The sequence below is a fragment of the Sphingobacterium sp. genome (assembly GCF_032065005.1).
In the GTDB taxonomy this organism is placed as follows: Bacteria; Bacteroidota; Bacteroidia; order Sphingobacteriales; family Sphingobacteriaceae; genus Sphingobacterium.
Genome location: NZ_DAMBMM010000001.1, coordinates 278,923 through 290,794, shown reverse-complemented (window position 1 = coordinate 290,794; position 11,872 = coordinate 278,923). Strand labels below are relative to the sequence as shown.

Below are 11,872 nucleotides of genomic sequence, written 5' to 3'. Positions count from 1 at the left end.
TTTGTCTTATGTCTTTTGTCTTATGTCTCATGTCTAATACCTATTTACTCTTATACAAATGGCTCAACAAGGCGAAACATAAGATAAAACTCATGATAAAGCCAAACCATGAAAGTACAGGAATTCCCCAGATCAGATAACCAACCCTACCATGTGCAAGGATACTTGCTCCTACTCCAAAGGTCATGGCCAAAATGGATAACAGGAATTTATTCCCCATCCTATGTAGGATCAATTGAAGATTATCAAAATCTTGCATTTTGTGGTTTACGGTGATTTTATCCTCTTTTACCTTTTCTAGAATGGTCAACAGATCCAAAGGCACTTCTGTCAGGACATCCTTGGCAAATTTGGCTTTCTCCTTCAATTGCCCTAAAATGTATTCTGAAGAAAATTTCTCAGCTGCAATCTTTTTCGCAAAGGGTTCAATACTTTCAGGGACATTCAGGTCTGCATCTAATTGTCGACCTGTACCTTCTAAAATTGAAACTCCACGAAGTAAGAGGTAAACAAAATCTGGCAATAGGATATGATTACTTTGCAAAACGATATTTAATTTTTGCAACATCACTGAAATATCAATGTCATCAAGTGCATTTTGTTTGATCATCTCAAATATTTCATAAGCATCCCTTTCCAACCGCCTTTCATCTTCGATATGGTGGGCAACAGAAAGTTTCTTTATGTTTTTTATCAAGCTTTTGGCATCGTTTGCCAAAAAATCAAGGACCATCGCTTCTATGATCTTTCTATCCTCTGGAATCATAAACCCCATGGCACCAAAATCTATAAAAACAATCTGACCGCGATGGTTGACAAAAACATTCCCAGGATGCGGATCGGCATGGAAGAATCCGTGCATCAATACCTGTTCCAAATAAAGATCTAATACATTTTGTAATACCGACTTTGGATATAACCCATATCGCTTAAATCCCTCTAGATCATTAACCTTTACCCCATCTATATACTCCATGCAGATCAAGGTATCTGTACTATATTTCCTATAAACTTTAGGAACATAAACATCCTTGTTCTCTTTGAAGTTTCTTCTAAACCGCTCGATATTATTTATTTCATTGGTGAACGAAAGTTCATTCAACAAGGAACTTTCAAAAGAAAGCACGATCTGATAAAGGTTCATTTTATAGACTACCTCATATTTCCGCTGAAGTAGCTTGACTAAATCTTTGATAAAATCCAGGTCTGCTTGAATAACTTCATCGATCTCCTCTCTTTTAACCTTTAATACGACCTCTTTACCATTTTTTAAAGTAGCTCGATATACCTGAGCAATTGAGGCTGAAGCGATAGGAACTTCATCGATGGAGATAAAATGTTCATCAAGATCAACCTCTAATTCATCTGCCAACCTTTTTCGGATATCAATACCTTCTAAAGCAACCTCATCCTGCAGTTTGATAAGCTCCTCCTGCAGATCTTTCGGAATAATATCTGGGCGATTGCTCAGCAATTGTCCCAACTTAATAAATGTTGGACCCAATTCTTCGATTGCTAACCGGACCCTTACATTAAAATCTTCCTCAAATACCTTTCGAGCATGATTATTCCAGAACAAGAAACTATCCGGTAATATCCTGTCTAGGTTGGATCTGGAGACAACTTCATCAAATCCATGTTTCGAAAGGATTTTTAGAATTTGTCCAACACGCTTAATCTTTTGAAAACCATTGATATGCTTCATATTGAAATTTAGGATACCATTCTATTTCCTATTTAAATCCGTAACCAACAATGGGTTACCCGTTTTCATCTCACCAATAAAATCAGCAACCTTTTGGGTTGAAGCTGCCTCCATCAGGAAGTCAAGTTCTTTTTGCGTAACTCCTACCAATTGGATAAATGAGACTTCCCCATGCGCCGTAATGATTCGTCCTAATTGAGGGTCAAGTGTGGTAACAAAACCTACAATTGCAGTGTCCGTATTTAATCGAATGGGACCCTTTGCAGGGATGAACTGATTCTCTTCAAACCATCTTCCACTCTGATAAACATAGCGGGCAAGATTATTGAAAACCTGCATCGCCCATCCTGGATCACCTTGATCTTCAGCAAAAGGCACCAATCTAAAGGTGAATTCAAAACCCCATTTACTAAATTCGCTACTCGCCATTTCAGGATTATAGTAAAGCTCACTCATCCCATATGTTACCAAATGTAAATGTGCTGGATCTTGTTTATTATCATAAACGCTTATACCGTCAATAGGATCAGTTCCGCCTGCAGCAAAATGCAATCCACATAAAGGTCCATAATGCCTAGGTTCAATTCCAGGATACACTTTCGCCAGCTGTTCATCGATTGCTGTCCAACCTACCGTATCTTCCTCGTTATATTTCGATAAATATTCTTCTTTAGTCATATTGCTTATTTAATAATTTATTTCACGCAATTGTTTGGGCTTATTTACAAACAGGAATGCTTTCCCCCTGATTATTCATTGAAATACATCTAAAATCAAGCCATTCATTAAAATGCATAATTTAAAAAATGTTCAGTTTTCAATTGGTTATAAGTTAATAATCGAAAATCATAATCCAAAAATTAACAGGATTTTCAGTAATTGAGATTTTCAATTTTTATGGAAATCACTTCCGTTTTCTTGTATATTACATCATCAAACCTTGAAAACATGATAAAAGATAGATTAGCATCTGTGCTAGGTAGACGCGATGAAGAACCAAACATTCAATTGGCTCAGGAAATAGTTCAAAATAAGGATAAAAATGCAATTGAGGAACTATTACATCTTATCCAAGGCAAACAAAAAGACCTACAGAATGACAGCATCAAAGTTCTTTATGAGATAGGAGAAACATCCCCTCAATTGATTTCTGCCTATTGGAATGATTTTATGGAAGCCCTTAGCAGTAAAAATAACAGACTTCAATGGGGAGCTATGACGGCATTAAAAACAATATCCCTACTCGAGCCCGACCATATCGTCAATAACCTCATTAAACTTGAAAATGCAGCAGAACAAGGTTCTGTGATTACCAGGGACAATTATGTTACTATTTTAACCAATATATTAAGCCTCTCACGGTACCAGGAGCTTGCTTTCAATGCAGTCATCAAACAATTATTGCAGTGCCCTACTAACCAATTAGCAATGTATGCTGAGCTGGTCAGTCCCAAAATAACATCTGCATATTCCAAGAAATTTATCGAAACTTTATCGGGCAGATTAGATGAAATCGAAAAAGACAGTAAACGGAAAAGAGTCGAAAAAGTAATCAAGAAAAAATCATGATCCAACCCTTTTATCAATGTTTATATATGATTAATACATCTGTAATATTTCGACGATATCAGAAAAGCCTTTCTGTTCAGCATGCTCCAAAGCAGAAACACCATCCTTATCAGCGATAGACTTATCTGCTCCCCCTTTCAAAAGTATGTTTACAATATCCACATAATCCTTGCTACCATCCCCAAGAATAACTGCCTCTAGCAAAGCAGTCCAACCTAATTTGTTAATATGATTTATCGGGAAGTTCTTCGTGTGACATAATAACCGAACTACATCAACATATCCCTTTTCAGCAGCAGGAATCAATGCCGTACCGTTAAATCGGTTAAAAACATCAAAACGCGCCCCATAGGCAAGGTATAATTTCACTAAATCTAAATATCCTGATGCTGCCGCATATAGAAAGGGACTGTTCAACAGCTCATCCTGTTGGTTGGGATCCGCCCCCCGCTTAACCAAAAAAGCAGCCGTTGGATAATCATTCTGATAAGTCGCAATCATTAATAGGTTTTGCGACTGTTCATTAACGTCATTAACTTGGCTATCAATGAGGTTCTTTTCAAGGTAGACAGTATCTCCCCGCCTTACTGCACTTTCAATCTCTGATCCTATTTTCATCTTTGCTTTTCATTGTATTTTTTCAGATTTTGAACAAACAACTTTATTGCCAGTTATTAATATTTCAAAACCTTCTATTAAATAGTCTCTATCAACCCAATCTTCATTGAATTTATTAACTTCAATAATAAGCTCATTCTTACCTGAAATCACAATAAATATATTTAATTTTTACATTACATCACAGCCTAAACCAATCTATATTTTATTGTAGCTAATCGGCTTCAAATCCTAGTCAAATAAAACATTTTTAATCTATTTTCATTTATTATCATAGATCAATGTGCAAGTATAATTTTATCCCAAAATTTGCAGTAATAAACAAAAACGAAATTAAAAATATATGAATATGAAAACTCTATTAAGCTTTTTTACAGCCCTGATTTTAGTTAGCAACGTTGCATTCGCACAAACAAAATGGTCTGTTGACCCTGCACATACGAATGCTCGTTTTGAAATCAAACACTTAGGAATCTCTTTCGTTGATGGAGATTTTACCAAATTGGAAGGTCAAGTAGAATCTAAAGATTCTGTGAACTTTGACAATGCTACTGTTTCATTTGATATTGATGTGAACAGCATTGATACTAGAATTGAAGCTAGGGACAAGCACCTGAAAAGCGATGACTTCTTCAGTGCAGAGAAATTCCCAAAAATGACCCTTAAGAATGCCACACTTAAAAAAGCTGGCAAAGGTAAATTCAAACTGACAGGAGATCTAACAATTAAAGACGTAACAAAAAATGTAACCTTTGATGTGATCCAAAACAATGGTACTATCCTAGATCCATGGGGAAAAACTAGAGCTGGATTTACAGCTACCACCTCAATCAACCGTTTTGATTACAATATTAAATATGCAGACAAAACCGCTGCAGGAATCGACGCAGTCGCTCCTGAAGTAGCCATCACAGTAAATGTGGAATTGGTAAAGAACTAACTCTTAAGGGGAAAATTAATCCACGTTGATTATAGCCTTGAATCACAAATAACTATATATTAATTAGGAAGGGATAGCAAAAACTATCCCTTTTTCTTTGTTATATTTGGCTCATAAACAGCATTTAAGCTATTCAATAAACCTCCTTATGTGTAAGTACCTAGCAAATAGGTTCAGGGAAGTCATGCTTTCCGGGACTTGGATCGCGAACAGCAATTGGCAAAAAGAATTGAGTGGTATCCATTTCGAACTTGCCATGAAAAAAATCCCCAATATCAACCGAATATATGACCTCAGTTTCCATGTCCATTATTATATCAAGGGGATAAACCAGTTTTTCCAAAGCGGAAACTTGGATATTAAGGATTCACTTAGCTTTCCCAAGGTTGATTTAAAAAACAATGAAGAATGGCAAACATTAAAGGACGATCTATTCTATCAATCTGAAATCCTCGCCAAATCCATTGAGGAAATCAATGATGCACAACTGCAGCAAGATTTCTTCGATGAAAAATATGGCTCCTACTTAAGAAATATCGATGGACAGATTGAACATGCCTATTATCACCTTGGACAAGTAATCCTCCTCAAAAAAATGCTAATGTGATCTTACTCCTCAGTCTCATAGGACCAAGACAATAACCTATCTTGGAAAATCCTTGAAATCTTATTGAAATAGCGTTTGTGCTTATAACCCATCACCCATTGAATCCCTTCAACGGCATTGGTACAGAATATCTCATCCGCTACTTTGACAATATCAGGTTTTATTTCAGCCTCAACAACCTCTATACCTTGCTCCTGCGCCATATCCATCACTACGCGACGCATTACCCCTGCAATACATCCTTCCGATAGTGCTGGCGTATAGAGCACTTTGTCATAATAGATAAAAATATTGGAGGCTAAAGCCTCACAAAGGTTACCAGATTGATTAAGGATCAAGACTTCATCAAAGGCATTTTTCTTCTTGAAAAGACCTGCCATCACATAGATCAAGGCATTATTGGACTTTATCTTAGATAGCTCTGAATAAGCCTTTTTGTACTCGGTATATATATCAATGATTAAACCCGTTTTTTTATCCCTTAAGGTTTCTGGTTTTCGTTCTACTTGCAGAATATAGGCCGCTTTATTGGTTTCCGGACTATACAGCCCTCCCCCTTGCCTGAAGACGATAAGGCGAACGCGGGCTTGCTGTCCCACCATATTATTTTTGCGAAGCAACTCCTCCACCTTACTGCGGATAAAAAAGGAATCAAATTGGTCGGCATCATCAAAATGCAGCATCCCCATGCTTTCAGCCAAGCGCTCCAAATGGAGGTCCAGAAAACGGACATCTCCATCCTTCCATAACATGGTTTCAAAAATACCATCTCCATAACGGAATGCGCGGCTATCAGCGTCTAGTATAGCCATATCTTGAGGTACCACAGTACCGTTGTAGTTAATAAAATGTGTGGGCATAAATATTTTTAGAATCTAACTTTGATTAATTGAGCTGTAACTTCTCCATTTCTCTAATGCTAAACGGAAATCTTCCGGCATTGGTACCTCAAAATGCAAAAATTCTTTAGATTTTGGATGAATAAATCCTAAACTCTTGGCATGCAGGGCTTGACGGGGAAGTAAGCTAAAGGTATTCTCAACAAACTGCTTGTACTTAGAAAATGAAGTACCTTTTAAGATTTTATCACCACCATAGGATTCATCACTGAATAGTGGATGACCAATGGATTTCATATGGGCACGGATCTGATGAGTCCTACCTGTCTCCAATTGACATTCGATCAAGGTAACATAGCCTAAACGCTCCAGAACTCGGTAATGTGTAACTGACCATTTCCCCTTCTCCTCATCCTCGTACATATCCATGATCCTCCTATCCTTTAGGTTCCGACCAATATATCCTGATACGGTTCCGTCCTCAACAATATCCCCCCAAACCAAGGCTACATACTTTCGGGTGATGCTATGTTCGAAAAACTGCTTTGCTAAAAAGGTCATCGCCCATTCATTCTTGGCAATGACGAGAAGTCCCGAAGTATCCTTATCAATCCTATGGACCAATCCAGGACGTCCGGTATTTCCCGGAAGGGTCGGCAACTGGTTGAGATGGAAGGTCAAGGCATTGACCAAGGTACCGGTGTAATTATTAAAACCAGGATGAACGACCATACCAGCCTCTTTATTAACCAATAATACGTCATCATCTTCATAAACAATATCCAAGGGTATATCCTCTGGATATACCTCGGTATCTCTTGGCGGATCGGGCAATACCACGGTAATGACATCAAAAGGCTTTACCTTATAGCTTGCCTTGATGACGTTATCATTGACCTTCACCGTTCCAGCATCTATTGCATTTTGAATCCGGTTGCGTGAAGTGTTTTCAACCCTATTCATCAAGAATTTATCGATGCGCAACAAGGCCTGCCCTTTATCCGCAACAATTCTTAAATGTTCATAGAGCTCCTGCTCCTCTTGCTCGTTATCCAAATGATCTGTCATGCTGCAAAAATAGCATTTTTATAATCATTCTTTTTCCTGCAAGAAAAAAGCATAATTTTATCCCATGCATTTGCCATTTCAAATTTTCAGCCCCGAAGAAGAAATATCCGACTCCCGATTCCAAGAAAAAGAAATCAGTCTTTTTATCAAACGTGATGATAAAATTCATCCCTTTATTTCGGGGAATAAATGGCGAAAATTAAAATATCAACTGGAATATGCTAAATCAAAAGACATCAATCATTTAGTGACTTTTGGAGGCGCTTGGTCAAACCATCTCTTGGCCTGTGCTGCTGCAGCTGCAACTTTCGGTTTCCAGGCAACCGCCTACGTCCGTGGCGAGGAAATACGAAATCCCGTTTTGGATATGTGCAAAATATTCGGCCTCAAGCTCAACTTCGTAGATAGAGAATCTTATAGAAACAAAGCCGAGTTTTTCTCAAAAAACCACGACCCACTAAACAGTCTATTTATTGATGAAGGTGGAAAATCCGAACGCGGACTATTAGGTTGTGCGGAGCTAATCACGGAACTCAAACAAGAATACGAACATATCTTTGTAGCCTCAGGAACAGGCACTACGGTCGCTGGACTTCAACTAGGGATTGAAAAAGAAAAACTCAAATCCCAAATCCATTCTGTCCCTATTTTAAAAGGAGCCGATGGCTTGTTGGCAGATTTCTCACAATGGAATGTGCCGACCGAAAAGATTATCATGCACCCGGATTATCATTTCTCTGGATATGCGAAGACCAAACCAGAATTGATCGACTTTATCAAAAAATTTGTCAGCTCCACTGGAATCATGGTCGAACCTACCTATACGGGAAAGCTCCTGTATGCGGTTTATGATCTTATGGAGAAAGATTATTTCAAACCGAAAAGCAAAATATTGGTTATTCATACAGGTGGAATAACGGGTCTATTGGGATACCTCGATCTTTTTAACAAGTAAAATGACATTAATCTTAAAGTGAAATCACTTATTAATAATATTTTTACGGCCAAATGGATCAGCATTTACCACTAAATCAACCAATAATAAAAAAATAAAATGCGCATAAAGCTGTTATTACTACTATTATTTGTCTTAGCTCTATCACCATCCTTCGCGCTTCAAATACAAATCCACGATACGGTTAGTACGAAAGAACAAAGGGACAGTGTACTCCCTACCGCCCATTTATACGATATTGTCGATGCATTCAGGGATATCAATCCTTTCAAAAAAGACAACAAAAAACCTTCTGGTAAAAGATCTGCAATTTCCTACCTTCCCAACATTAACTACAACCCTTCTATCGGCGCCCAAATTGGAATAAAAGCTGTTGGTGGAAAAGTACTCGGTAATGAACCCAATACCACCATGTCCATTGCTGCCACCGCATTAAGCGCTACTACCCGTGGTATTATCGTGGGCTATCTCCTGCATGACATCTACACCCCTGGCAACAAATGGAACATAAAGGGCGGGGCCATGGTAGCAAAAGCGGTAGGACTTGATTACGGACTCGGAATTGGCGGAACATTAGAGAACCCAACTGAAGAAGAACTCATCCTGAACAACCCGGAAAGACAACGATATGTCAATAAATATATGGCTTACACCATCAATGAGCGGGTGTATAAACAATTATTCCCCGGAGCTTTCGTTGGTGTTGGTGTATTTTTCGAACTAAAAAGACAGTTAAGTACGGTTGGGAGCCAAGAAAACATGTCACCTGTAGAAATTTACAGCAGATGGAATGATTTTGATCCCACCCGCGTAAACAACAACGGTTTTATGGTCAATATGCAATATATGACCAGAGATAACCCTAACTCTGCCTACAAAGGCTATTATGTAGATATGGTCCTTCGCATGAACCAAACTTGGCTGGGGAGCACACATAATGCCTATCAATTACAGACAGATTTCAGAAAATATTGGCAATTATCTACGGATAGACCCAACCATGTCATTGCTTTTTGGAACTTTGGATCTTATAACCTAGGCGGCAAACTTCCATATATCGATCTTCCCGGTACTGCCAAAGACACTTACGCCCGTAGCGGCCGAGGATATACCATGGGATATTTCAAAGGAACTTCCTTCTTTTACTCTGAAGTAGAATATAGATACCCAATTTTAAGGAACCAGTTCCTAAGCGGTGTCGTCTTTGCAAATATCCAAACTGCAAATGATAAAATGGGAACCAAGCTTTTCCAGACTTGGCAACCAGCTGCTGGTGCCGGCCTGAGACTATTATTTAACAAAGCGACCCGAACTAACCTTTGTATTGATTATGCTTTTGGTAAATTTGGGCAGCATGGTTTATTCTTGGGTTTAAACGAAGCATTCTAATTATTTATATATTAATATTTTAACAATATTAACCTTCATGTATTTTAAACAATTTGGCTTAATCAGCCTTTCAGCGACCATTTCTTTCTTATCGGCAAATGCACAAACCATTTCAAAGGATACCAGTATCAACGAAATTGCACCTATTGAAATAAAAGCCCATTTCAATTCACAGGCCATGTTGGATCTAACGACCTCCGCAAAGGTTGTATCCAAAAAATTGATAGAATCTCAGGCTCCTAGCAGCTTCTTGAGTGCAATCAATACGACCAGTGGATTGAGGATGGAAGAAAGATCACCCGGTAGCTACCGTCTAGCACTTCGGGGAAGTATGCTCCGCTCTCCTTTTGGAGTCAGGAACACCAAGATATATTTAGATGAAATCCCTTTTACCGACGCAAGCGGGAACACCTATCTAAATATCCTTGATCCTGTAGGGATCAATAGCATCCAGATCATTAAAGGTCCAGATGGTTCATTATATGGTCCAAATTCAGGGGGTGTCATCCGCTTTATTCCTGAAGGTTTCGGACAGGTCAACAATGAAAAATCCTTAATGCTTTCTGGAGGTTCCTTCGGTTTATTCCATGAACAACTGCAGATTAACCATCAGGTCAATGAAAACTATAACTTCTCATTTGACCAAGCTTATTTACGGTCAGATGGCTATCGGCAGCATACCGCAATGGATAAATTGTTTTTCCAGACAGCGCATCAATGGAAATACAATACCCAAGGTAAATTAAAGGGATTCGCCCTTTATACCGACATGGGCTATCAAACTCCTGGCGCATTGACCCAACAACAATATGATGAGGATCCAACACAGTTCAGGCCAGCTGGCGGACCTTTCCAAAGCGCTAAAGATCAAAAAGCTGCTATTTACAATAAAACATTTATAGGCGGTATTACCAATGAATACCAAATAACAAATAGATTGAAAAATGTGGTTTCCATATTTGGTAGTTATACCGACCTTGAGAATCCATTTATTACCAATTACGAATCCAGAATTGAGAAAAACCTAGGTTTTAGGACATACTTCTCTTACGAAAATATCGATAAGCAAGATTTCCAATGGGAGATGCAATTAGGAGGCGAAGGACAAAAAGGCTGGTACAATGTCAAGAATTACAGCAATAAATTGGGAAAAATTGGTAACCTAACTGATGATGACAAGCTAGAAAACTTTCAACATTTCTATTTCTATAGATTCAAAACCAAACTTTATCAAAAACTTACAGCAGAGGCATCTATTGGTTTGAACTTTAACGATATAAACTTTAAGAAAACAGCTGAAGGCGAGGTCAATGTAAATGGAGAAATCAACTTTGACAAGAGCTGGATGCCTAGATTGGGATTATCCTATGCCGCAACAGATAACTTCGCTATCAGGGCTTCCATTTCAAAAGGATACTCAACCCCTACTATTGCCGAAGTAAGATCCTCAGACAATCAGATCAACCAAAACCTCAACGCAGAAACCGGTGTAAACTATGAAGCTGGAATTCGTTTCGAAACCCATGACCGTAGATTTATTGCAGATCTTGCTGCCTATAACTACCAAATGAAAAATGGTATCATCAGACAACTGAACGATGCTGGAAATGAATTTTTCCAAAATGCAGGTAGTATTGATCAAAAAGGAGTCGAAGCACAGGTACTGACTCAGCTGATAGCCAATGAAAACGCAGCATTTTTAAATGGCTTGATTCTCTCCAGCAACCTAACTTACCAAGATTATAAATTCAAGGAGTATGTGATTGGGGATAACAATTTTAATGGAAACAAAGTTACCTCCGTTCCGAATTGGATATGGGCAAATACACTATCCTTCAAGTTCATAAAGGATATAGATTTAAACATATTGCACAATTTCACCTCAAGCATTCCATTAAACGATGCCAATACAGTTTCAGCATCTAAATACCATGTATTGCAAGCCAAAATATCTTGGCTAACCCCTATCTCCAGTAGATATAAATTACAGGTATTCACAGGCGCCGATAATATCCTCAACGAAAAATACAGCCTCGGAAATGACATAAATGCAATGGGTAACCGTTATTTTAATGCCGCACCTACTCGGAATTTCTATGCCGGAGTCAAAGTAATTCTGTAAGGTTATTGCTTATTCCAGATTCTTTCCAGAATCTATTGGCTTTATTGTAAACTGATATAA

General features: G+C 38.2%; 11 protein-coding genes. 6 read left to right on the top strand and 5 right to left on the bottom strand.

Annotated features, from left to right (window positions below; translation table 11 throughout):
* Window positions 1–40: 40 nt before the first annotated feature.
* Together RT138_RS01250 and RT138_RS01245 are read right to left on the bottom strand one after the other, a co-directional pair.
* Window positions 41–1,705: an AarF/UbiB family protein gene (locus RT138_RS01250; protein ID WP_313189169.1), complete on the bottom strand. Its 1,665-nt coding sequence runs from the start codon at window positions 1,703–1,705 to the stop codon at window positions 41–43.
* Window positions 1,706–1,726: 21 nt separating this feature from the next.
* Window positions 1,727–2,383, bottom strand: a complete 657-nt coding sequence (locus RT138_RS01245) for a suppressor of fused domain protein (protein ID WP_313189168.1) — start codon at window positions 2,381–2,383, stop codon at window positions 1,727–1,729.
* A 270-nt stretch (window positions 2,384–2,653) separates the two neighbouring features.
* Between RT138_RS01245 and RT138_RS01240 the strand changes: the two genes are divergently transcribed.
* Entirely contained in the window at window positions 2,654–3,274 is a 621-nt protein-coding gene (locus RT138_RS01240; RefSeq protein WP_313189167.1) for a hypothetical protein, read from the top strand.
* A 30-nt stretch (window positions 3,275–3,304) separates the two neighbouring features.
* Here the strand turns inward: RT138_RS01240 and RT138_RS01235 are convergent, their stop codons facing one another.
* Entirely contained in the window at window positions 3,305–3,892 is a 588-nt protein-coding gene (locus RT138_RS01235) for an ankyrin repeat domain-containing protein (protein ID WP_185212448.1), read from the bottom strand.
* 349 nt (window positions 3,893–4,241) lie between these two features.
* Here RT138_RS01235 and RT138_RS01230 point away from each other — a divergent pair, with 349 nt between their 5' ends.
* Window positions 4,242–4,832 carry a YceI family protein gene (locus RT138_RS01230; RefSeq protein ID WP_313189166.1) on the top strand — a complete coding sequence of 197 codons (591 nt, stop codon included), beginning with the start codon at window positions 4,242–4,244 and terminating at the stop codon, window positions 4,830–4,832.
* Window positions 4,833–4,980: 148 nt separating this feature from the next.
* Window positions 4,981–5,439: a DUF1572 domain-containing protein gene (locus tag RT138_RS01225; protein WP_313189165.1), complete on the top strand. Its 459-nt coding sequence runs from the start codon at window positions 4,981–4,983 to the stop codon at window positions 5,437–5,439.
* A 2-nt stretch (window positions 5,440–5,441) separates the two neighbouring features.
* On the opposite strand, the gene RT138_RS01220 is transcribed toward RT138_RS01225, so the two are convergent.
* Window positions 5,442–6,299 carry an aminotransferase class IV gene (locus tag RT138_RS01220; RefSeq protein WP_313189164.1) on the bottom strand — a complete coding sequence of 286 codons (858 nt, stop codon included), beginning with the start codon at window positions 6,297–6,299 and terminating at the stop codon, window positions 5,442–5,444.
* Between the two features lie 15 nt (window positions 6,300–6,314).
* The gene (locus tag RT138_RS01215) at window positions 6,315–7,346 is read right to left on the bottom strand and encodes an RluA family pseudouridine synthase (RefSeq protein ID WP_313189163.1); all 1,032 of its coding nucleotides are present in this window, start codon (window positions 7,344–7,346) and stop codon (window positions 6,315–6,317) included.
* A gap of 64 nt (window positions 7,347–7,410) precedes the next feature.
* On the opposite strand from RT138_RS01215, the gene RT138_RS01210 reads away from it, so the two are divergent.
* From RT138_RS01210 to RT138_RS01200, 3 genes are all read left to right on the top strand, one after another.
* Entirely contained in the window at window positions 7,411–8,301 is an 891-nt protein-coding gene (locus RT138_RS01210; protein ID WP_313189162.1) for a pyridoxal-phosphate dependent enzyme, read from the top strand.
* Window positions 8,302–8,400: 99 nt separating this feature from the next.
* Complete coding sequence (locus RT138_RS01205) at window positions 8,401–9,690, top strand: BamA/TamA family outer membrane protein (RefSeq protein ID WP_313189161.1); 1,290 nt, start codon at window positions 8,401–8,403, stop codon at window positions 9,688–9,690.
* A 37-nt stretch (window positions 9,691–9,727) separates the two neighbouring features.
* Entirely contained in the window at window positions 9,728–11,812 is a 2,085-nt protein-coding gene (locus tag RT138_RS01200) for a TonB-dependent receptor domain-containing protein (RefSeq protein WP_313189160.1), read from the top strand.
* Window positions 11,813–11,872 lie beyond the last annotated feature (60 nt).